The sequence below is a fragment of the Acidaminobacter sp. JC074 genome (assembly GCF_022496765.1).
Taxonomy (GTDB): Bacteria; Bacillota; Clostridia; order Peptostreptococcales; family Acidaminobacteraceae; genus JABXKX01.
Genome location: NZ_VANV01000035.1, coordinates 18,209 through 41,310 on the forward strand (window position 1 = coordinate 18,209; position 23,102 = coordinate 41,310).

26 protein-coding genes are annotated in these 23,102 nt (G+C 34.5%); 2 read left to right on the plus strand and 24 right to left on the minus strand.

Annotation, left to right across the window (positions count from 1 at the left end):
• Positions 1–111 precede the first annotated feature (111 nt).
• The 7 genes from EZV73_RS26115 to EZV73_RS26145 are packed head-to-tail and all read right to left on the minus strand — an operon-like array spanning position 112 to position 6,619.
• Positions 112–1,350, minus strand: a complete 1,239-nt coding sequence (locus EZV73_RS26115; RefSeq protein WP_240843441.1) for a nitrogenase component 1 — start codon at positions 1,348–1,350, stop codon at positions 112–114.
• Complete coding sequence (locus EZV73_RS26120; protein ID WP_240843443.1) at positions 1,350–2,639, minus strand: nitrogenase component 1; 1,290 nt, start codon at positions 2,637–2,639, stop codon at positions 1,350–1,352. The genes EZV73_RS26115 and EZV73_RS26120 overlap by 1 nt, the downstream gene beginning before the upstream one ends.
• An 8-nt stretch (positions 2,640–2,647) precedes the next feature.
• Positions 2,648–3,421, minus strand: a complete 774-nt coding sequence (locus EZV73_RS26125) for an ABC transporter ATP-binding protein (RefSeq protein WP_240843445.1) — start codon at positions 3,419–3,421, stop codon at positions 2,648–2,650.
• Entirely contained in the window at positions 3,421–4,407 is a 987-nt protein-coding gene (locus EZV73_RS26130; RefSeq protein ID WP_240843447.1) for an iron ABC transporter permease, read from the minus strand. The genes EZV73_RS26125 and EZV73_RS26130 overlap by 1 nt, the downstream gene beginning before the upstream one ends.
• Positions 4,397–5,356: a helical backbone metal receptor gene (locus EZV73_RS26135; protein ID WP_240843449.1), complete on the minus strand. Its 960-nt coding sequence runs from the start codon at positions 5,354–5,356 to the stop codon at positions 4,397–4,399. The genes EZV73_RS26130 and EZV73_RS26135 overlap by 11 nt, the downstream gene beginning before the upstream one ends.
• 9 nt (positions 5,357–5,365) lie before the next feature.
• On the minus strand, positions 5,366–6,106 hold the full coding sequence (locus EZV73_RS26140) for an AAA family ATPase (RefSeq protein ID WP_240843450.1): 741 nt from the start codon (positions 6,104–6,106) through the stop codon (positions 5,366–5,368).
• Positions 6,107–6,619 carry a flavodoxin family protein gene (locus tag EZV73_RS26145; RefSeq protein ID WP_240843451.1) on the minus strand — a complete coding sequence of 171 codons (513 nt, stop codon included), beginning with the start codon at positions 6,617–6,619 and terminating at the stop codon, positions 6,107–6,109.
• A gap of 188 nt (positions 6,620–6,807) precedes the next feature.
• Between EZV73_RS26145 and EZV73_RS26150 the strand changes: the two genes are divergently transcribed.
• Complete coding sequence (locus EZV73_RS26150; RefSeq protein ID WP_240843452.1) at positions 6,808–8,013, plus strand: helix-turn-helix transcriptional regulator; 1,206 nt, start codon at positions 6,808–6,810, stop codon at positions 8,011–8,013.
• Positions 8,014–8,032: 19 nt separating this feature from the next.
• Here EZV73_RS26150 and EZV73_RS26155 read toward each other — a convergent pair whose 3' ends face one another.
• Entirely contained in the window at positions 8,033–8,320 is a 288-nt protein-coding gene (locus EZV73_RS26155; protein ID WP_240843454.1) for a winged helix-turn-helix transcriptional regulator, read from the minus strand.
• A gap of 100 nt (positions 8,321–8,420) precedes the next feature.
• On the opposite strand from EZV73_RS26155, the gene EZV73_RS26160 reads away from it, so the two are divergent.
• Entirely contained in the window at positions 8,421–8,852 is a 432-nt protein-coding gene (locus EZV73_RS26160; protein ID WP_240843455.1) for a DNA starvation/stationary phase protection protein, read from the plus strand.
• A gap of 98 nt (positions 8,853–8,950) precedes the next feature.
• Here EZV73_RS26160 and EZV73_RS26165 read toward each other — a convergent pair whose 3' ends face one another.
• The 16 genes from EZV73_RS26165 to EZV73_RS26240 form a co-directional block, all read right to left on the minus strand.
• The gene (locus EZV73_RS26165; protein ID WP_240843456.1) at positions 8,951–10,672 is read right to left on the minus strand and encodes an ABC transporter ATP-binding protein; all 1,722 of its coding nucleotides are present in this window, start codon (positions 10,670–10,672) and stop codon (positions 8,951–8,953) included.
• Positions 10,673–11,941: a coproporphyrinogen-III oxidase family protein gene (locus EZV73_RS26170; RefSeq protein ID WP_240843457.1), complete on the minus strand. Its 1,269-nt coding sequence runs from the start codon at positions 11,939–11,941 to the stop codon at positions 10,673–10,675.
• Complete coding sequence (locus EZV73_RS26175) at positions 11,941–13,032, minus strand: ABC transporter substrate-binding protein (RefSeq protein ID WP_240843459.1); 1,092 nt, start codon at positions 13,030–13,032, stop codon at positions 11,941–11,943. The genes EZV73_RS26170 and EZV73_RS26175 overlap by 1 nt, the downstream gene beginning before the upstream one ends.
• Positions 13,032–13,817 (minus strand): ABC transporter ATP-binding protein, encoded by a 786-nt coding sequence (locus EZV73_RS26180; protein ID WP_240843461.1) that lies wholly within the window; start codon positions 13,815–13,817, stop codon positions 13,032–13,034. The genes EZV73_RS26175 and EZV73_RS26180 overlap by 1 nt, the downstream gene beginning before the upstream one ends.
• Positions 13,814–14,866 (minus strand): iron ABC transporter permease, encoded by a 1,053-nt coding sequence (locus EZV73_RS26185; RefSeq protein WP_240843462.1) that lies wholly within the window; start codon positions 14,864–14,866, stop codon positions 13,814–13,816. Before EZV73_RS26185 ends, EZV73_RS26180 begins: the two co-directional genes overlap by 4 nt.
• A complete protein-coding gene (locus EZV73_RS26190) occupies positions 14,850–15,365 on the minus strand; it encodes a flavodoxin family protein (protein ID WP_240843463.1) in 516 nt (171 codons plus the stop codon). Before EZV73_RS26190 ends, EZV73_RS26185 begins: the two co-directional genes overlap by 17 nt.
• 126 nt (positions 15,366–15,491) lie before the next feature.
• Complete coding sequence (locus tag EZV73_RS26195; RefSeq protein ID WP_240843464.1) at positions 15,492–15,914, minus strand: flavodoxin domain-containing protein; 423 nt, start codon at positions 15,912–15,914, stop codon at positions 15,492–15,494.
• Positions 15,915–16,096: 182 nt separating this feature from the next.
• Complete coding sequence (locus EZV73_RS26200; protein ID WP_240843465.1) at positions 16,097–16,756, minus strand: hypothetical protein; 660 nt, start codon at positions 16,754–16,756, stop codon at positions 16,097–16,099.
• 6 nt (positions 16,757–16,762) lie between these two features.
• Complete coding sequence (gene rpsD / locus EZV73_RS26205) at positions 16,763–17,359, minus strand: 30S ribosomal protein S4 (RefSeq protein ID WP_240843467.1); 597 nt, start codon at positions 17,357–17,359, stop codon at positions 16,763–16,765.
• Between the two features lie 177 nt (positions 17,360–17,536).
• Positions 17,537–17,959, minus strand: coding sequence for a hypothetical protein (locus EZV73_RS26210; RefSeq protein WP_240843468.1), 423 nt, complete (start codon positions 17,957–17,959; stop codon positions 17,537–17,539).
• Between the two features lie 56 nt (positions 17,960–18,015).
• Positions 18,016–18,309 carry a hypothetical protein gene (locus tag EZV73_RS26215; RefSeq protein ID WP_240843469.1) on the minus strand — a complete coding sequence of 98 codons (294 nt, stop codon included), beginning with the start codon at positions 18,307–18,309 and terminating at the stop codon, positions 18,016–18,018.
• A gap of 10 nt (positions 18,310–18,319) precedes the next feature.
• Positions 18,320–19,150, minus strand: coding sequence for a hypothetical protein (locus tag EZV73_RS26220; protein WP_240843470.1), 831 nt, complete (start codon positions 19,148–19,150; stop codon positions 18,320–18,322).
• Entirely contained in the window at positions 19,147–21,348 is a 2,202-nt protein-coding gene (locus EZV73_RS26225; protein WP_240843472.1) for a cation-translocating P-type ATPase, read from the minus strand. Before EZV73_RS26225 ends, EZV73_RS26220 begins: the two co-directional genes overlap by 4 nt.
• On the minus strand, positions 21,338–21,730 hold the full coding sequence (locus EZV73_RS26230) for a hypothetical protein (RefSeq protein WP_240843474.1): 393 nt from the start codon (positions 21,728–21,730) through the stop codon (positions 21,338–21,340). The genes EZV73_RS26225 and EZV73_RS26230 overlap by 11 nt, the downstream gene beginning before the upstream one ends.
• Positions 21,717–22,286 carry an HMA2 domain-containing protein gene (locus tag EZV73_RS26235; RefSeq protein WP_240843475.1) on the minus strand — a complete coding sequence of 190 codons (570 nt, stop codon included), beginning with the start codon at positions 22,284–22,286 and terminating at the stop codon, positions 21,717–21,719. Before EZV73_RS26235 ends, EZV73_RS26230 begins: the two co-directional genes overlap by 14 nt.
• Positions 22,287–22,514: 228 nt before the next feature.
• A complete protein-coding gene (locus EZV73_RS26240) occupies positions 22,515–22,682 on the minus strand; it encodes a ferredoxin (RefSeq protein WP_240843477.1) in 168 nt (55 codons plus the stop codon).
• Positions 22,683–23,102: the final 420 nt, after the last annotated feature.

Sequence of the window (23,102 nt, forward strand, 5' to 3'; positions counted from 1 at the left end):
AATGAGAATCATTATCAACCCAACGAAGTAACTTTTTCACCCCAAGACGTATTTTTGTCTGTTCTATTTTTATATGAAATAAAACCATCAGCACAAGTCTGATGGTCTATTCTACCTAATATCTTCATTCATTTTTTTCAATCTCACTTGGCTTAATAAATTCATCATCATCTCTGATAGATACAGTCCGCCTCTAATCCCTAGATATGGTGTGCCATCATATGAAAGAATTTGATCAAAGTTTGGATTGGCTACTTGCTTGTTAACAATTCCCCTATTACTCGCTAATTGACAAAGAACAGCATCACCTAAGACAATATCAGGATTAAAAGAATCTAATAATACTTCTTTTTCTCTATCTGAAAGCATAAAGAGTAAATCATCTTGAATAGATTTTAAAGATTTCTTAGGTCTCTTATGATTTACTAAACCGATTACCTCTGTAAAACCAAGTTCATAAAAATATTCAATCATGCCTTGTACAGCATCAAGATTACCAGCAATCAAAAGCTTTCTTTTTTCCATTCTCCTAAATTGACCAATAATTCTCTTTAAAACCATTTGGTCTTTACTAGGCATGGACTCATAACCTAATGCTTCTATTTCTTTAATAAAAGACATAGAAGCTTTATAACCATATGGTCTAATAGCAATATAGGGTGTGCCATAAGTCTTTTTTAAGTATTCAGCTGCTTTAAGACCCTCAGATCTTAAGACAATATTGAATGCTGCATTAGCTGCTGTTTCAATTTGATCAACTGTACTTCCAAGAGAAAATACACTTTGACATTCCAAATCAAAAATCATCTTCATCATATTTTTGATTTCTTTAAGATCACTTATATGGTTATACTCGTCTATTTGACAGCCAATAATATTGTAAGTTCTCTTTGATTCAGTCTTTTCTTTAACTAAGTTTTTTGCTAGAGTAAACATCATCTCTCTTATGCCTAGAGTATAGTCACCTTTAAAACCACCGGTTTCAACTGGAACAAGTTTTGCATTTGTTTGATTCTGAAGATGATGACATACACTTGCCATATCTATACCTATAATAGATGTTAAAGAGGAATTGAAAACAAAAATATATTTAGGCTTTTGAGTGATGTCAACTTCTACAATGGCACGTTCTAAGTTTGTGGTATCTCCGAAAGTTAACTCCCTCTCAGTGATATGCGTTGTGAACACCTTAGCTTTGGATTCTCCATTGAGATTCATTAAACCTTCAATTGCAAAATGTGTTGTGCCTGCAGGTCCAAACTCGACAACAGCCATATCTTCTATAGACTCTAAGGTCCATAAAGCCCCCATTCTGTCGGAAGGTATAGGAAAATATTTAATATATGACATCACATCGCTCCTCTCATCATCGACATAGAACCACCTTTAGATATATCAACAAGTTTTTTCATGACTAAAAGTGGCAACTCAAACCCAAGTCCAGCACCTTCTTTGTCAAGTGTAAGCTGTTTAATGCCTCTATGCATAAGCTCCATAGGATTTTCATGACCAATATACATATAAGGTTTTTCTATATCATAAACCATTCTCATTGGTATAATATTGGCAACTCTAGAGATTTTGGGATCATGACCTAAAGCTAGGACTTGTTCTTTTAAATCATGATCATCACTGTAGAGTTCTCTCATTTGTACCCATATTGGAACCATACCGATTTTACTTAAAAAGGCTGATAACTCCAAAGCTTTAAAAGGTGTATTACCATATATAAAAGTCTTCTTATTCATGGTATATTGCGTCTCAATCATGGCATCTTCAATCACTGATATTTGCTCTATAATAAAATCTTCTAAATCCAAATCAAGTACTTGAGACAATTGTCTATAAGCATCTGCTATTTTTTCAGGAGACAGTAGTTTTTCAAACATTACAAAAGGAATATCAAACTTCTTTTTCATGCTTTCTGCTAGTGCCAGTGCAGAAAAATCTGTCACGATATTTAAAGATACACTCGGTGCTTTTTTTAAATCATCAACACTTGTTTGAGAAGGAATGCTCATTTTGACTTTAATGCCATGTTCTATTAAAAGTCTATTGAGCTCTGTTGATTCAAAACCTTGGTATCTATGTCCGAGTATATTCACAGCCTTTTCTTCTTTTTCTTGTTTAGTCATCAATTTTGTTAAATGTTCCAGTGTATCACTGATACCTGGAATATGACTGTTACATTTAAAATGCTCAGTCTTTATTGTAAACATGGGTATATCAACTTCAGATGACATACCATCTACAATAGCTTCAACGTCTTCACCGATTAACTCTAGTACACATGTTGAAATAACAAGTAGTGCTTTTGGCTTTTCATTAGCGACAAGCTCTCTAATTGTCTGTTCAATTTTTTCCTGAAAACCGAAAGTGACCTCTCTTTTAGTAGCAATCATTGAATAAACATTATCGTTTCCCGATTGTCTTCTATGTGCAAAATCCTTACCATAAAAGGTACACTCCTCAGTTCCAATATTTAATACTGCCAAATCTTTAATATAAGAAGCAACCATCAATGAACCAAACAAAGGACAATGTGTTCCTGGAAATATTGCTTTTGATACTTGTACAATATCTTCATCGACTTTTACCTGGCTTAGCTTCTTTACAGAGTCTAAATCATACTTATACATCTTCCCTCCTACAATCCTCTTGGAATAACAGTTGTTTTACCAGTTAGGTCATCTGTAGATACATCAACTCTTACATTAAAAACATCTTTAATTATTTCAGGTGTCATGACACTTCTTGGACATCCATGACAAACGATCTCACCTTTTCTAAGTAAACATATATTATCAGAATATATACTAGCTTGATTCAAATCATGCAAGACCATAACCACTGTCAGACCCAATGTTTTATTCAAGTCCTTAACAAGCTCCATAACTTCAAATTGATGACATACGTCTAAGTATGTCGTTGGCTCATCTAAAAGTAACACTTTCGGTTGTTGGGATAAAGCCATGGCTATCCAAGCCCTTTGTCTTTCTCCACCAGAGAGCTGAACTACTCTTTTATGCTGAAGGTCTCCTAGTCTAGTAACCTCTATGGCCCAATCCACCACTTTGTCATCTTCTCTTGAGTTGACCTCATACCACCTCCTATAAGGTGCTCTTCCGAAGCTCACAAGGTCTCTGACAGAAAAGTCTGATGGCGCATAATTTACCTGTGATAAAACTGCCATCATTTGAGACAGTGATTTTGTCTTGTAGCTTTTTATATCTTTTTCATTCAACCGGATATCACCACTAGATGTTTTAAGAAGTCTTGAAACAGCTTTTAAAACTGTCGATTTGCCTGAACCATTTGGACCAATAATAGTTGAAATCTTTCCTTTTTCAAAATGGTAGTTGAAATTCTTTACCACATCTACACCATCATATCCAACATACATATTTTCAGCTAATAACATTACTTCTCACCTTTCCTTAATAAATACAAGAAGAATGGACCACCTACTACAGCCATTATAATGCCAACTGGCAACTCGATAGGAGCTGCGATTGTTCTTGCCACCATATCAGCAAATACAAGTGTAGTGGCTCCTAAAACCATTGAGAATGGTAATAAAAACTTATAATTTGAACCAATTAAAAGCCTTGCTATATGTGGCACAACTAAACCAACAAAGCCAATGATTCCAACGACAGATACAGAAATACCAGCAAGATAAACAGCTACTGCTGATAATAAAATTCTAGTTCTATTAACATTGATGCCTAAGTTTGTGGCAGCATCATCTCCAAGTTGAAGAAGATTGGCACTATGTATAGTCGTCAATGATAAGCCTAATCCGATTATGGCATGTGGTAACAAGATACCGACGTGATGCCATGACTTACCAACTAGAGAACCATTTACCCACATCAATACACCTTGAATTTTATCAGAGTGCAAAATTGATAACAAAGATGTACCGCCCCCTAATATGGCATTAACAGCCACACCTGCTAAAATAATTCTTACGGGTTTAATCCCATTTTTCCAAGCCAATAAAAAGACCATCATGCAAGCAAGTGCGCCTCCCAAAAAGGCGCCTATTGGTAATATGCTATAGTACTGTGGAAACACCAGCATTAACAAGATGGCTACAAAACTTGCCCCCGTTGATATCCCAGTCAAGCCAGGATCTGCAAGAGGATTTCTCATTACAGACTGCAGCAAGGCACCTGAAACAGCTAAATTGGCTCCCACTAACATGGCGATTATAGCCCTTGGCATTCTTAAATCATATAAAATCGATGTTTTAACATTATCCGGTCTTTCTATCAAAGTATTTATGAGCTCTTTAAATGGGAACTTAACACTCCCCACTGCGACTGACAATAAGAAAATTGCCAATAACAGAATGATACTGGCAATTATTAAGTTTACCTTCTTAAAGCTACTAGTTTCCATAGATCAACTTAGCCATTTCTAATAAAGACTCACCGCATTTGACAGTTGCTGCAACACCGAAATAATTGTTATCTAAATCATACACTTGTCCTTCTTTAACAGCCTTTAAGCTGCTATAAAAAGAATTATTGGCAAACTCTTCATCAAACATTTTTCTCGACTCCTCTGGTGAAGCATGAGTCAATCTTAAAATAACATCTGGATCTTTTTCAGCTAAAGTTTCAAGTGAAAACGGAATATAAGGCGCCATAGAACCAGGCATATCATCTGTCACATTAATTGCGCCAACCTTACCAATTAATTCTCCTGTGAATGCACTGCTTGTCGTTAACATAAAACTACCTGGCGTGCCGAAAATAACTGCAACCGTTTTAGCCTCTTTACCTTCATATATTTCTTTTGCCTGATTTTCATAAGACCTGATTTCTGCAATAACAGATTCAGCATTCTCTGTCTTATCAAAAATCTCACCAAAATATGTAAGTGTCTCAATCACATCATCATAAGTTGACATGTTGATGTATTCTACAGGTATGCCTTGTTCTGTAAACGATGCATCTAAAGATTCCTTTAACATACCGTTAGTAAAAAAATAATCCGCTTCTAATGATTTAACAATCTCAATATCAGGTGTCATTGACATACCGATTCTAGGTAAGTCAAGCAAGTCTTCTGGTATTTCATGACTGGTTTCAGGAACTGCAGCTATCTCAACACCTACAGCATAAAGTGCATTGGTTATACTTACTGTACCTGCAACGACTACAGGTACTTCTTCTGTCATTTCATTTACTTCTTCTGTCATTTCATTTACTTCTTCAGTCGTTTCTTCAATAACATTCTCTTTTTCTTCAGCCTTTTCACTGACACTTCCTGTATTACCACCACCACTTTGGCATGCAACCATAACCAGTGATAAAACCAAAATTAAAATTCCTAACTTTCTCATAATAGCCTCCTACGCCATAATCTTTTCTGCAAGCTCAAAATAGACTTTCGCCATATCTGATTGAGGAAATGCTTCCACAACCGTTTTACCTTGATGTTCAGCATCCTGTACAATTTGCTTCCTCGGTATATAGTGAATCACTGGATGGTCTATTTCCTCAGATACCTTTTGAACCAGTTCAACTTCATTCTCTATGCCTTTGGCATTTAAAATCATGCCTCCAAGTTTAGCATAGCCTCTAGATTTAAATTGATTGACTGCTGTGGTAATGTTACTAGCAGCATACAAGCTCATCATCTCGCCTGATGTTACTACATAAACTTCCTCTGCATAGCCATTTCTAATAGGCATAGCAAAACCACCACAGACAACGTCACCTAAAACATCGTATATTACAATATCAGGCTGATACTCATCAAACATTTCAAGTTCATCAAGTTTCTCAAAAGCAGTAATAATTCCTCTGCCTGCACAACCTACACCAGGGGTTGGACCGCCAGACTCAAAGCATTTTATATCGTTAAAACCATTTGTTACTAAATCCTCTAATTCTAAATCTTCATCTTCTTTAAGACGATCTAATATGGTAGGAATGACCTGACCTTTGTTTAAATTTTTTGTAGAATCAGCTTTTGGGTCACATCCAATTTGAACAACCTTATAACCTTTGATCGATAGAGCTGCTGCAAGATTAGAAGTCGTTGTTGATTTACCAATTCCACCTTTTCCATATATAGCAATTTTCTTCATTTAAACCTCTTTATATATGTCCTGAATCATCTTGGATAAGTTGTTCAGATCATCTGCATCCGGGTGTTTCGCAGCTTCTAAATGTCTTTTTAAACGTGCCTCATCCATTGCATGAGGATGGTCTTTAGGTAATGACTGAAATTGTTTGGTCAGTTCTGGATCAATCTTTCCCTGACATAGAAAATGACCTACAACTTGGTTTGACCTAAATATCTTATTCACATTTTCAATACACTTCTTACCATGATCTGATTTTGGATCTGCCCCCTGTGTCCCAAATAAAATCACTTTTTTATCCACTATTTTTTCAGTTAGCGTTTGAGCCAGTTTATCTGCAGTTCCTTTATCATTCCAGTAACCTATTGCAACATAGTCATAATCCTTAATCTCCTCATTCAAATCTTCAACAGCACTTAGGGTGACTGCACTATGTTTTTCAACATCTTCATATATTCTCTGAGCCAATTTTTTTGTATTACCGGTTCTTGATGAATAAACAATTAAAGTTTTCATACCCTCCTCCTTTTGATAATGATTATCAATACCAGTAGTATACTAAATTCTCATAATAAAACTTATAAAAAAATCTTTATTTCTATAAAATCATCTAGAGAATCAAAAATAATGCTTAAAAATATCTGTACATTTATCAAGATATTTAATATCATTAATGAGAATCACTATCACTTAGGAGGTCTTACATGAGTGTTCTTTTTACAAATGACAATCAGTGGATTACGCCCCATGTCAACCACACCATCAGCACATACCACTATTCAACAGATTTACCAACAGCCGTATATGATATAAAAGGCTCCTTGATCAGCTTTTCAATTGATGATAAATTATGGAAAAGCTTATCTTTTGAATTCATCTCTGATATTATGACAAGCTTAAATGACAACTCGAAATGCGATCAAAAAAGAAAAAGTTCTTATACATATACTTGTAACGACTACTTCACTTTTATAGTTGTACCAATATACAAGAAAAAAAACATCTTAGGATTTATGATAGCTGGACCACTGTGTCATTCAAAAGATGACCATCTGAAAGCTATGAGTTCATCTGCAAATAAAACACTAAAATCTTTTCTAAATGTAAAAGATACAACGAAGATTTTTTATCTATCCCAGACTATGCAACATATATTAGACAAGGCGATCTATATAGGTCCACATTCATCAGAACCTAATAGGGCTTTTATCACCAAGGAAGAAATGAAAAAAAGAGGTAACTTGGATACCCCTTTTAAAGTTATAGAGAATATAGTGGATTCTGTCATGTCTAACAATACAGAACAAGCTATTAGACAATACAAGCAATCCTTAATGTTTGGTGACATGATGGAAGAAGCCATTCTAGACAATCATAATCAACTCAAGGCAAATCTATTGTCTTTAATGACGCTTCTTTACTACAGAATCAACTCGGAGCATAACCATTCTCCATATTTAGAACATTTTAAAGCAAAATTTACACATAGAATTATGAACAATCGAACTTATGAGGATATGTTTTCATGTGGTGAATGCATCATTAAGAATTTTTCTTCCTTAATCACCGATGTAAAACTATCTCAGAAATCAGTGATTGTTAAGAAAGCACTGACTTATATTCATGAAAATTATTCACAAAAAATTAAAATTGATGATATTTGTAACTCTATATATGTTTCTAAGGCTCATTTATCAGCAACTTTTAAGTCTGAAGTAGGACTTTCTATTATGAATTACGTTAAGAAATATAGGATTGATCAAGGCAAGTATCTCCTTTCTAATACCAACAAATCTATACTTGATATTTCCTTAGATGTAGGCTTTGACAATCAAAATTATTTCTCAAATGTTTTCAAAGAAATAACCCATGAATCTCCTCGAAAATACAGACAGTCAAAAATGAGTTAATGGCACCTAAGGTGCCATTTTAAACTAAATACTTTTCACTCATTTCAACGAAGTGGTTGAATATATGGTCTAAATCTTTTCCAAATGCCGACAAGGCATAACCATCCTGTGTTTTCTTAACGACGTGTCTATCAAGTAAAAGTGCAATTTTTCTATTCAATTCTGTATTAGATATTTCACCAATTTCTTGACTAATCTCTGTGTATTTTAGTTCTTTTAAGCCGATTGTTTGAACTATTTCAGGTATCCATCTTAATCTAAACAAATCATGAATGAGTTGAAAACCTTCGTTCATCTGATGGTTCATATTGCATCCTTTTTACAAACAAATTTGTCTCTATTTCTTTTCTTAAGCTCATTGTACAATAAAGACAATTAAAACAAAACACAAACTAATGGAGGGAAAAATGAAAATAAACAAAATGAATCAATACTTATCAAACCTAGCAGTCTTTAATATCAAACTACACAATTTGCATTGGAATGTCAAAGGACTTCAATTTATGGCTATCCACAACTTCACAGAAGAACTATACAATGTCTTCTTCTTACAATACGATGACCTAGTAGAGCTGATTAAGATTAAAGGGGAAAATCCCCTAGCTTCTATGAAGGATTATCTGGCTCATGCAAGTATTAAAGAATCAAATAAAGACACATTTACAGTAAAAGAAGTTATTGAGATACTTATAAAGGATTTAAGTCTTTTGAAAAAAGAAGCCATTGAAATCAGAGCACTAGCTAATGAAACAGACGACTTCGAAGTTGTCAGCATGTTTGAGGAATACATTCCAGAGTTGGATAAGAATCTATGGTTTTTAAATAGCATGAACGTTTAAGAGCCATTGTATTTAAAACACCTAACTCAAAGGATTAGGTGTTTTTTACATTATCTATAACTCACTTAAACGTCCCTATAAACTTAAGTGGTTCTCATTTAACTGATACTACTGATTGACATGTATAGATTATAATAACTTTTTTCTTCACTTAGTAACTCTTCATGACTACCACTTTCAATAATTCTACCATTTTCAAACATATAGATACGATCACAGTCTTCTACTGTCGACAACCTGTGAGCAACTGTAATGGTTGTTCTGTTTTCAAGTAGTTTACTTAAAGCTGACTGGACACTTTTTTCAGTCTGATTATCAAGAGCACTTGTAGCTTCATCAAGAAGAATTATTTTCGGATCCTTTAAAAACAATCTAGCAAGTGCTAACCTTTGACATTGGCCACCTGACAATAATACACCACGGCTGCCTACTAGAGCATCAAGTTGATCTTCGAATTCCTCGACAAAGCCTAAAGCTTTTGCATGAAACAAGGCCTGTATTATCTCTTGTTCACTTGCATTTGGTTTTGCCATTAACAAATTTTCTTTAATAGTACCATCAAATATGGTGACATCTTGCTGAACAAGACCAATAGAATCCCTTATCGTATCAAAAGAATAATCGTTGATGTCTCTTTGGTCAAAATAAATCATTTGATTTTCAACTTCATACAAGCGCATAAGAAGTGCCAATAAGGTAGACTTCCCACAGCCTGTTTCACCAACAAAACCAATATGTTCACCTGGTAAAATTTCTAAACTAATATCGTCTAAGACTTTTTTATAGGCGACATTCTCATAAGAAAAACTAAGATTTTTAAATTGAATATGTCCTTCAAGTGGTGCATTAATACCAATTTGATGATTCTTTTCTTCTTCTAAGTCAACCATCTCCTTGTATCTATCAAATGATCCATAGGCTTTTAAGATACTAGGCACAATACTTAAGAGCCCATCAACCGGTCTTAAAAAGCTCATTGTAAGCAGTTGAAAAGCAACGATATCACCTACTTGCAATTGTCCTCGAACCAATAAATAACCACCAAATACCACTACCAAAATGCGAATACTTTCTCTTAAAAACAAGAACCCCGACTTATAGGATCCTATTATGATACCCTGTCTTGAGAATTTTTCTTCATAAGCACCTAAGGATTTATCTACTCGTTTTTCCATATAATCATATTGATTGAAAAGCTTAATCAACTTGATACTTGAAAAAGCACTTTCAACCTGTTTAAGAATATCTGAGTAATCTTTTCTTATCTTGTACTGAGATTTTCTTACCAAGGGGCCAACATACACATTTAAAAGTACATAAAGCGGTACAATAATCAAAATAATCAAGGTCAATGAAGGCTTTATACTATACATAGCAGCAGTCGATCCAATGATCATAAGTATTGAAGACAAGATTGCATTTGGCGCTTCGTAGACAATTGATGTAAAAGTCTCAACATCTGATATGGCCCTAGATAAAAAGCCTCCCAAAGATTCTTTATCATGAACAGTCATTGATAAACGATTAATATGACTGACAGATTCCTTCATCAACACTTTTGAAAGTCTAGCTTCTAATTTTCTGCCACTACTAATATTGATTAAGTTTGCAAGAACACGAATAGATACAAGGGAAAAAAGCAATATCAATGTTGAAACTAGGGTCTTTTCTGTTGGCACTTGATTGATCCATTCATTTAGGATCCCTTGAATGACTATAGGCACCCTCACCGAAACAATCGAACGAATAAATGCAGTTATCACGACAAGCAACATCAAAAGCTTAATATGTTTCATATACTTCACTAAATACTTAATCATCTAATTTTCCTCTGAAAAAGAGTCTATCATAATCTTAGAAAAATCGCTAATAATATTGTTGCCATAAAAGAAACCATCGTTCTTAAATCTTATTTCTTTATTGGTCAGTTGAATATAATCATGATGGATTAATCTTTCCAACAAATCAGTTAAGCTCTCCTTCAACATCACCTCTTGAATGATTGGATGTTCATCAAGCACAATTCTTCCATGTTGTAGTTGATTAAGGACTTTCTCTATCTCCAAATATTTATCAGAAACCATTCTTCCTCTAGCTGATATGTTCATGTTTTTTGATAGTGGCATCATGGTTTCTGGATTAAAAAAACTGTATCGTCCAATCCGACCTCCTGCTTTTACACCAATCGGAACACAATGACCACCTTGATGTTTGATATCAATGTACTTATATTCATCTCTCTTATCTTTTATAAGTTTTGTTAATTCAAACATCTCATAACCTTCATCACTTAAGTCATTTACCAAATGATCAAAAAAGACTTTTTCCCTCTGAATGTTGTGCATAATCTCTAGCTCAGCACGTGTTATGGTCTTTTCTAAAGGGGTATTCTTATGAATCATTAAGGAGTAAAAACTTAAACCGCCAATGTCTAAATCCTTGACAACCTTAATATCCTCTTTGAGGTTTTGTATGGATTGTCCTGGATAGTTGTAAATTATATCAATATTGGTATTGGGAATAATCTTTTGAATGACTTCAAGACGTTTTTTGACAAAATCGCCACTGCCCCTTCTGTTAAGTAATCTTCTACCTAGATCATTAAATGTCTGCACACCGATACTTAACCGATTCACACCATGAGCCTTTAAAACACTTAACATCTCATCATCTAACTCAGATATCGAGGATTCCAAACTGATTTCTACTCGATCATCTAAAGGCATTTTTTTTTGAAGATGATTGAGTACATTATCTATCTGCCTTGGTTCAAGCGCTGTAGGCGTACCACCGCCAAAGTAAACGCTCTTAAATGCTTTTGATCTTATAAACTTGTAATCCTTTATTTCATCAACTCTATCCATTAGATATTGATCGTAGGATGCTTTTTCAACTTTTGAATATTTACTAAAAGGACAAAATGAACAGATTTTTTTGCAATAGGGTACATGTAAATACAGTACCCTATCCTTTAAATCATCTTTATTCAGTTTTCTCGTCAAGTAGTCATATGCATTTTCATTTGTTTGAAATGCAGTTTTTAATGCTCTATTGGCATCATGATGAGATTTGAATCGTTCCTTGTACATTATTCAAAAATCTCCGGATAGATTATTTTTGCCAATTGTTTATAAGCCTCAGCATAATCAGTGTTAGGCTTATAATGGAACAATGAACGGTCTAGAAAAATATACTTTCCGTTCTTTACTGCTGATAAAGCATTCCAAGCAGGATCAGATTCTAAATTTTCTTGAAGATTCGCCTGAACTTTTTCAATATCACTCATAGATTGTACAAAAATGAAATCAGGATCTGCTTCTAATAATCTTTCTAAACTAAACTCAACTGAAGTTACCCCTTCTTCTATCCCACTTAAAGATTCAGCAATATTTTCTACACCTAACTGCTTTAAAATTTGTCCATTCGTTGTAGATGATAAATAACCCTTGTAGCTTTTTGAAGTACCGAAAATCAACATAGCAGTCTTCTTTTCATCAGGTACTCGCTTAATAATGTCTATGATATCCATCATGACGTTTGTACCATATGTCTCATAAAGTTCAGGGCTACCATTTACTTCAGTGAAAATCTTCATCATCTTTAAGTAATCTTCAAAAGAGTTGTACTCCATAGATATGTAATCAATATTGTTTTCTATCAAAATGTTTATGATACCGCCTTGCTTAGAATTTCTTAAAATAACCAAGTCGGGCTTTAACTCTAATATCTTCTCTATATTAGGTTCTCTTATTGAACCGACTATCTCTGCATCTAAAAAAGCCTCAGGCAAACCAGTTTCAGAATCAATTCTTCCAATTAAATCACCGCCACATTCATACCATAAATCATTGTATGAGTTGTACAAGCCAATGACTCTCTCTGGATTCTTTTTAACAGTTACTTCAGCACCAGATGCATCTTTAAATGTGACCGTGTCTTCGCTTGAAATGACTTCTCTGGCTAATACTTCAAAGTCATACTCAAAAGCTTCTTCAACCACTTCGTCAGTTTTTTCTTCAACCACTTCAGTTTTCTCTTCAACTACATCAGCTTCAACTTCTTGATTTGAATTTATAGTCTCAGCAACTTCTCCTCCTGCATCTGCAACTTTTTTTGTTTGACATGCAATCAGTGAAGTCATTATTAACATAACAACTACAAATAAACTTAACTTTTTCATTACAATCTCCTTTTAATCTTTTGTGGAATAACATAAACACAGTCATTTACGTCATCATCAAACATTCGTGCTTCAATGTTAAACACATCTTCTAGCACATCAGATTTTACAACATTATCACTAGTATTATATGTATGAATACCGCCATCTTTCATTGCTATGATTCTATGAGAATACCTTGCAGCATGATTGATATCGTGTAATACCATGATAATTGTTAATTTTAATTCTCTATTCAAATCTTGAACGAGCTCTAAGACTTCTAGTTGATATGCAATATCCAAGTAAGTCGTAGGTTCATCAAGAATTAGAATTTCCGTTTTCTGAGCAACTGCCATAGCAATCCAAGCACGTTGTTGTTCCCCACCTGACAGGGTAGACACACGTCGATTTTTCATATGACTCAATCCTGTTTTTTCAAGCGCCCAGTCTATGATTTCAAAATCCTCAGATTGTAACCTTTTACCAAATCTCATATAAGGATATCTGCCATAAGATACCAAGGTTTTTACTTTAACATCACCTGGAATATGCCTTATCTGTGGCAGTACTGCCATACGTTTTGCCAACTGTTGATGTTTAATGTGATCAACATTTTGACCATCAAGTAATATACTGCCTTCATATGGTCTTAGGTATCTCGCAAGTGATTTTAATAGTGTACTCTTACCACAACCATTAGCGCCAATAATAGTAGTAATCTTATGACTTTCTATCTCAAGCGATAAATCATCGATAACGATGTGGTTGTCATAGCCCAGCTTTATTTTATTGACTTGTATCATGAAGTCTCAATCCCTTTCTTTGATCTTAATAAGTATAAGAAGAATGGTGCACCCAATGCAGACATAATTATCCCTACAGGTATTTCAATTGGATTAAAGAATGTTCTACCAATCAAATCACAAGCTAATATAACAATAGCGCCTAGTATTATTGTTGTTGGAAAAAGATAGTTATTATCTGATCCGATAATCAACCTCGCCATATGAGGTACAATCATACCAACAAAACCTATAATACCAACTACGCTAACAGAAGCTGCAGCTAAGAGTGATGCTATAACAATAAAAAAGAGCCTTGTTTTTTCTGTATTTACACCTAAGGATAAAGCGACTTGTTCACCTAACATCATTATGTTCATACGCCTAGGCATAAATACCGCAACGATTATTCCAACTAAGGCATAAGGCCAAATCAAGTCTAAATCAACCCAAGTTCGACCATTTAAACCACCAATCAAGAAGCCTGTTACACCTTCTAGTCTATCAGGAAAGAAGGTTCTAATTAGATCGCTACCAGCACCTAACAAGGAGGATATTGCTATCCCTGATAAAACTAATCTCATAGGACTTGCACCATTTTTAAATGATATAGCATAAATAATCAGTGTAGTTGAAAAAGCACCTATAAATGTGCCGATTGTTAAGAACTCACTATATTGAGGAAGCATGACTAAAAAGACATATCCCATAAAACTAGCTCCACTTGTCACACCAATGATACTTGGAGAAGCCAAGGAGTTCCTCATGACTCCCTGTAAAATGACACCTGATAAAGACAAAGATATCCCTACTAAACTTGCAATGAGTATTCTTGGTAATCTAACATTGAAGATAATTTGTCTTTGCATAGAACCATCGTCATGTAATAGTAAACGTATACCATCTTTCACTGATATATCAGCGGCTCCAAAAACAAGATTACATACAGTCACCACCACTAATAAGAGAAACAAGGCTACAATTAACACTATTTTTTGCCAATGTTCATGGTCATTAGCCCTTTGTTCCAATCGTTCATAAAAGCTAATTCGTTTAGTCGCTGATTTCATATTTTTCCTCTATGCTGTCTACCCATCTTAAAAGTCGGTCGATATCCTCTTCATCCGGATGTTTTCTTGACTCTAAATGTCTTTTATACCCTTCTTCTGTTAAATAGTGTTTCTCTCCTTTTGCTATCTTCAACCTTCTTTCTGTTCTAGATTCCTCAATTTTACCAAGACATATATAACCACCTAAATAAACATTGTCACTAAGTATCAAATCATTTACACTATTAGAATATTTAAGAGACACAGGTGAATCTGAATACTGACCAGAAGTACCGAAAGCGGCTATCTCTTTATTGGTTATATCCTTTAGTAGTTTAAGTGTTGCTTCATCTGCTGTTCCCCTGTTAACCCAATAACCTAAATAGATGCGATCGTAAGCCTTCAAGTCATTTACATCTTCAACAGCCATAATGTCAAAAGTTGACTTATGATTGTAAATAGCATGAGCAAGTTTTTTTGTATTACCTGTTATACTTGAATATATGATTATAGTTTTCACATCCCCTCCTTGATAACGATTCTCATTATCATCCATTATATTCAAATATCTTTCTTATGTCAATTAAAAAAATGTCAAAGTCAACCATTTCTACTTACATAGAAAAATCCTCCAATAGGAGGACTATTATCGTAATTTTACACCCAAACGTTCGCATGCTTGGAAACCTCCTGAATCTGGGGTATTGAGAATTGTCAGTCCTTTATCCACAAGAAAAGCATTCATTGACATCATGTCCTTATACCAAACCTCCATATAGGTCCCCTCACCCCAGCCGTATGAGCCAAATAAGGCTGTCTTTTTTAGGGCCATCTTGTCTTTAACAAGTTCTAGAAAAGGCAAAACAACTTCAATATCAATTTCTTCATTACCACAAGCAGGACAACCAAATGCAACCGAATCTGCATTTTCAATATCCTCAACACTTGCTTGATCAAATGTTTTCAGAACAACTTCTGTATCAATGGCCATAGCACCACTAGCAACTGCTTGTGCCATCATTTTGGTATTGCCTGAGTTAGATTTATAAACAACCATCACTTTTTTCATTTCACACCTCCGTTGATAATGATTCTCATTTAAATCTTAGCAATTTACTAGGAATTAGTCAACACAATAGAGAAATTTTTGTAAAACATTTAACAATCGGAACATATATGAAGTCACTTTTACCTTTTGAACTTCAAATGAACCTAAAGAAGATTGTATTACATTGTAATACAATCTTCTTATTAAAAGCAAATAGCTAATTGCTGATTCAAGTAAGCCATCAGACGTTTTTCAAAGAAAGAGTTATCTTCTATATGATTACATATCTTATAAAAATTTTCCCTTGTCATCATCAGCTCGTCTTCAAACACTTCATCAAACTCAAACATATCATCTATGACATGAGCCATTTCTGATAAGGTATCAAAAGATTTAATTATTATCTTTTTCTCCCTGGTATCATAAGACTTTGCACTAAGAATTTCTAGAGTTCTCATAGCTAGAGATAAATCACTAATCTCATCATTTTTAATCAAATCGTGAAGTTGAATGAGCTCTTCTGCTTCATGAGATATTTCATTCAAGGATTTAACTTCTCTATAAACTACATCCATAGTTGACATTGGTATATAAAAACCTTCTGACGATCTATCATACCAATTATAAAACATCGTCGGCAGAAGTATATGCTCTAGGAAGCCTTTTAACTCATTCTCATCATCTATTAAACGCCAACCTGATTTAAAATAATCTTTTTCTTCATCCTGAAACATCATGTAAATGAATTTTGATTGCTTTGTCACCTTCTGATCAGATAAAGTGAACAAAAGGTCATCTATCGAATTATTCACAATTTTTGAATGCCAATATGAAAAAAGATTCAGTTTTACCTGCTTATTCATAAGAACCTACATTACTTTTGAGTAATACTCGATTACTAAGTGGTCATTGATTTCAATTGGCACCTGATCTCTTTTAGGCTCTTCAGTTAAAGTACCTTGGTATTTATCTGCATCAAGAGATACATATGGTACTGTAGGTGCTGCATTTTCTAAGTTTTCCTTAAACATGTCCACCTTTTGTGATTTTTCCCTAAGGCTTAGGACATCACCAACTTTAATAGCAAAAGATGGTCTATCTACCTTTTGACCATTGACTTTGATATGTCCATGAACAACCATTTGTCTAGCTTGTCTAATAGAGCTCGCAAAATGCATCCTGTAAACCATATTGTCTAATCGTGTTTCAAGCATTTTTACTAAAGCTTCCCCTGAAAGCTCATCACTTTTTATTGCTTTGATAACATACTTTCTAAACTGTTTTTCCATGACTTCGTAGTAACCACGAAGTCTTTGCTTTTCTAGTAATTGCATACCATAAGCACTTAATTTTTTACGATCTCTTTCCTGACCATTCCCAGCTCTATTCATCGCTTTTGGGTGGCCACATACATTTAAACCAAGCCTTCTTGATTGCTTAAATCTTGGTCCTCTCATTCTTGCCATATTACCGCCTCCAATTATATTCGTCAAATGAAATTGATAATCATTCTCATAACTTTTTTAAGTATACATAACTCAGATACGATTGTCAATCATTTAAATGATTTTATTTAGCAAAATTTATTCAAAAATCCAAATAATCTAATGGAAACTGAAAAAAAGAAGCTTCATCAGAAACTCCTACTTTAATGACTTAATCGATGCATTTAACTGTTTTTTATTGACAACAACATGGCCTAAAGCCAATGCTAAAAATACATATCCATACAAAGCATGGTAATACTTACGCCTTGTGTAAATAGCTATCATAGATGCTGTCAAAGTTACTATCATTCCCGTATTTAATAGACCTCTTACCTGCAATTGATTCGCCTTTTTTGCTTTACAGTATGCTCGTCTCCAAAGAACAGATATAAATTTCTGAAATTGCTTTTTAGAGATTGAACTATCATAAAAAATAAGCAAAGAACCGACTCTTTCGTCAAGAATACAATCCTTGATGATATGATTAAGAGCCAATAGATCAGTAATCGATTGCGACCGCTTCTTCAATACATCACTTCTAATTCTCATACGCCCAGGAATATGACTGATTACTTTCAAGGTTTCACCTCCCAATAAAGAAAACACTCCCATAGTTTTGACCATGGGAGTAAACACTATTCTTCAACAACGATTGGTTCCATGACCATCTCTTTTTCAGCAATTAGATCCTCAATAGTTTCCTTCTTAAGAACCAACTCCTCAAGTGTTAACTCCTTGAAGTTTTCACTTTCATTCTTTGGCACATAAATGCCATGGTTAGCTAAGAAATCATCAATACTGTCCTTATTTTTCATGTAAACATAATAGCCTGCCGCTGCTACACCAACACCTACTACAAAACCAGTCACATGATCTCTGTTAATATGCCCTACACCTGGTACACCCATTGCTGTTCTTCCTAATAACATTCTTACCTCCTTAATACTCTATCCTCATATACACAGGATGATTTTTATTCCCAACACCTTCTAGAACATCATGATGAGATCTAGAAACTTTTTTAATACTATCCATTAATGTTTGATTTTCTACCGGTTTAATACCAACAGTTCTTGATATGCCATGAACCAATAATCTTAAATGATTGACATTATCACCTTGCATTGATCTTGGATGAATCTCTACATCAATATAAGATTTACTTTCATCACCTTTTACATCAACAGCTTTCAATGTACATGAATCTTCTTTTGGAGCAAGTAGATGACGACCAAAAGTTGCAATCCATGTGATAGAACTTGCTAAAAGAATATTTCCATTAATCAAAGAATTAATAAGAAATACAACCGATACAACTTCAGGATCATATATCCCTTCATGTTGTACTTCCCTATAAGCATGTCTTAATACAGAAGCTGTAGTTGATAAACCAGCATTGTAGTTCAATATGTTTTGTACCGTCATAGGTAACTGGAATATCCTAGTACCAATACCTGCAAGTATCGATAGCCCCGAATAATAATCCATTGGGTCAACATTGATGTTACCCTTTTTTATCTCAAGTTTTACATTGGCATTTTGCTGTATTGAAAACGCAATGCCTACACGAAGTAGTATCTCTGTTGCTTTTACTACACTTGGTGTATACTCAGCAAGTAAAGATCTCGATACAGGATTGTATGTTAGCCTTTTAATGCCTTCATGTTTCATAACTTGAGACAAGAGTTCTCTAATATCCTTGGGCGGTCTATTCAATTGTAAACGAATTCTTCCAGGAATCCTATGAAGGACTACAATACTTAATTTCATTGCTGTATCCTCCTATCAAAACTATGAAGAAGCAGTCTTCCAGAATTTAAAACTACGATAATTGTTGAAGAATTATGAAGTACTGACGACCAAAACACTGGCAAGAAACCTAAAGCTGATAATACGATCCCAACGGTGTTGATACCTATTACAGAAATAAAATTTTCTCTAATAACCCTCATGGTTTTTCTTACCAAAACTACTGTAGATGGTATTAGTAGCGGATCATCATTGGTAATGGTAACATCTGCTGATTCTATAGCAATATCTGTTCTTGTATTTCCTATTGCTATACCAACATCAGAATATGCAAGTGCAGGCGCATCATTAACACCATCACCAATCATCATAACAGTCGCACCATTACCTTGCATTTGTAAGACAGTATGAGCCTTGTCTTCAGGTAACAGTTCATATTCATAATCATCCATATTCATTCTAACAGCTACTTTTTCAGCTTGGAATGCTACATCCCCAGTTAACAATCTGATATCATCTACTCCTAGATACCTCAATCTGTTAAGGGCTTTTTTCATATTTTCCTTCAAGGCATCGTGAACACCAAAGATACCAATCAATTGTTCATCTTCTGCCACAAAAATAATACTTTCGCCTCTTTTATCTAACGTTTCAGCCAAGTCCTTCGACACTTCTAAGTTTATCTTATTTTCTAACATAAACTTCTTATTACCCACTCGAACCACACGTTCATCTATCGATGTTTGTACACCTCTCCCTAATACAACATCCGTTAATCCGTGTTTAGGAATGTGATAGTTTCTTACTCGAAGTTCAGTCAAAATCGCGTGAGCCAATGGATGTGCAGAATCTTCCTCGGCTGCTGCCGCATATTCTAAGAGTTTCTTTTCATCAGAGTCACCAAATGGAATCATTGAGATAATTCTTGGTTTCCCTTCAGTCATTGTACCTGTTTTATCTAAGACAACCGAATCACTATTGGCAATAGCCTCAATATAATTACCACCCTTAATGAGAACACCATTTCTAGCAGCATTATGGATACAAGCCGATAAGGCTGTTGCAGTTGATAATCTAACACCACAAGAATAATCTATGATCAACATACTTAATGCTCGTGTGATACTTCTAGTCGCTAGAAAAACAATACCTGCTAGAGCGAAGTTAAGTGGGATCAACTGAGCTGAGAAGCGATCAGCATATGTTTGTATCTGTGCCTTTTTAGAAGATGCATCTTCAACAAGATGAACGATTCTGGAAACAGTTGTGTCATCACCGATATTTTCTACCTTAACGTGAATCTGCCCAGATTTTAATACAGTACCTGCAAACACCATTTCCTTTTCAGACCTAGATACAGGGAAATACTCACCTGTAATTGCAGATTGATCTATATAGGCCTGTCCCATGATAACCGTACCATCTATTTGGAGTTTTTCACCTGTTTGGATAGAAACAACATCATCCACTTTGATGTCTTCAATAGGTACAAATTCTAATGAGCCATCTTCTAGGACCCTATAGACATTTTGATTATCTACATTAAGCATGTCGCTAATTGCCTCACGCGTTCTTTCCATAGTATAGGCAGTCATCCATTCAGCGACATCTGATAGTAAGATGGTCATAAGTGCCGACATAGACCTACCGGTTAAAACAGCTACTAAAATAGCACTCATGGTCAATGTGTCTGCATTAGGCTTTTTGTTATACTTCAATGAATCAATACCACTTTTGAATATTGAAGTGGAAAGACCTAATGAAAGCAACGATGGTAAACTCATAATCCCCCTAAAGCCACCATTCATTCTTCTATGATAGCCTTTAAGAGTAAAAGCAATTAAAGCACTCGATGTAATCAACAAGCGTTTTGTAAATGTAGACACGCTCTCCTCTTGCAATCTTCTTTCAGATACAATATTGGTATTCTTTTCTTCTCTTTCAAGCTGAAGACTCATTAAAGAATACTGACCCAAAACAATTCCTATAGCTGATATAACATCAAGTTCTAAAAGTTGAAAAGGGTCGTACTTAACAAGTAAGTTACCTGAAATAGTTGAAAACTCAACATATAGCAGGCCTTCAATTTCAATCAGCTCTTCAATAATACGTGCTTTCACTCCACCTAGATACTTTAAACCCCTAACATGTACTCTGATTCGCCCTTCAAGAGTATGAATAACATTTATCTTCATCAATGGCGAATTTCTATTTGGCATTCGTCACCTCCTCTCCCGAAAAATGACTTTTAACAAGTCCTGAGAAATAAGTCACAATTTTATCTTTATCATCAGATTCAAAATCCTTAAATGCATTTTTATGTTCATTTGCTAAATATGCAATAGATTTCATGTCTGTGATCACTTTTTTTTCATTGGTTAATTTGGCATCGTATTCAATCAAAGCATTACATGTGACGTAGTTAAAATCAAAATTTACAACACCTGGTATCATTTTAGCATAGTCAAAATATTCACTTCCAAAACGCCATTCTTTTGGTACTTTTTTAGCTACAGGTACGTGTAAACGTACCCTACCAGGCAAACTATGTACAACTTTAAAATGCATATGTAAATTGAATATAATATCAGTTAACTTCATGTTTTCCCCCTAATTGCATGCTGTTATAAGCCCACCATAATAAAGTCACAGCACTAGGAGATGTAATCGTCCCAGATGTCATAATCTTATACCCTGCCATGCCTATAAAAGACAATGGTAAGAGCGTTCTCAGGTCAATCATACCTTTTGTTTTATCTAACATTGCATAATTGACACTATCATTCACATTTTGTATTTCTTTTAATACCTTTGACTTTTTCATTTGCTCTAAATTACTTTCAATTCCAATCAGTCTGTACAAGGCACCGACTAATAAGTCTTGGTCAATTTGATCACCATCATAATCAATCAAAAGACTCCCTGTGATTAAACTTGGTTTCACAAGGTCGATACCCGAAATCTTGGTTAATTGTGATAACAAACCTTGTACAATCTCTTCATTTTTTAAGTAAGAACTACGCAATCGAATTCTACCCTTAATAGCATGAACAACTTCAATTTCGCCACCAAAAGTTAAACTTTTTGAACCCCTGTCTTCCTTCCTAAAAGCTTTGATTGCAGCATAGCCTGTTAACAAACCTAATGCAATACTCATTCTATCCCCCTCACAGTAATAAATAATCTTCTACTTATACACTTATACCCTGCATAAGCCAATATAAACTTCAGTATACTATTTATATACTTTTTTTTCTAGTTAGTAATGAAAGTCATTACACATTTTAATTAGTTGCCATGAAAAGTCCATCACAAGTCATATTTGCATGGATTGTTTCAACTGCTTAATAAACAAATATAAGAAAATCAGATACCTAGGAGTCAATCACTCATGAACAATTGAATCATCAGTACACGCTCTGCACAAGTGCCAAATCTGTACAAATTTCAAGCTAATAGTAAAAATACCATGATTATATGAAATACAATCAAGAGGACATTCACCTTCACAAGCGCCAAACGAGACACATAACTCCATTATTTTATAAGCCATAATAAACCTCCCAAAACATCTATGTTTAAATTATATTTATAAAGAATCAAAAAATCAATTGAGTACAATGGAATGCCATGATTTATGTTAATATCAAATGAAAATCATTCCAAGAGTTAACCTCCATTAAAACCAAGCTGATTACTGGAGGTATCAAAGTGACGCTTTAATAATCGAGTAGCTAGAGGTCAAGGTAATTAATCTCGACCTCATCGCTCTCACAGAACCCAACGTACGTTTTCCGTATTAGGCTCCTGAAAGTTCTCTCCAATTGATGTTACCACTTGACAACAATCCAACCTCTTGAGCACTCATATCATACAGTTTCATTTTCCTAAAATACCCATTTGATAAAAGCTTTTGAATAATGTACACTTTCGAGTTCTTCCAAAGTGTCACATTCATTTTCTCACCATTGTG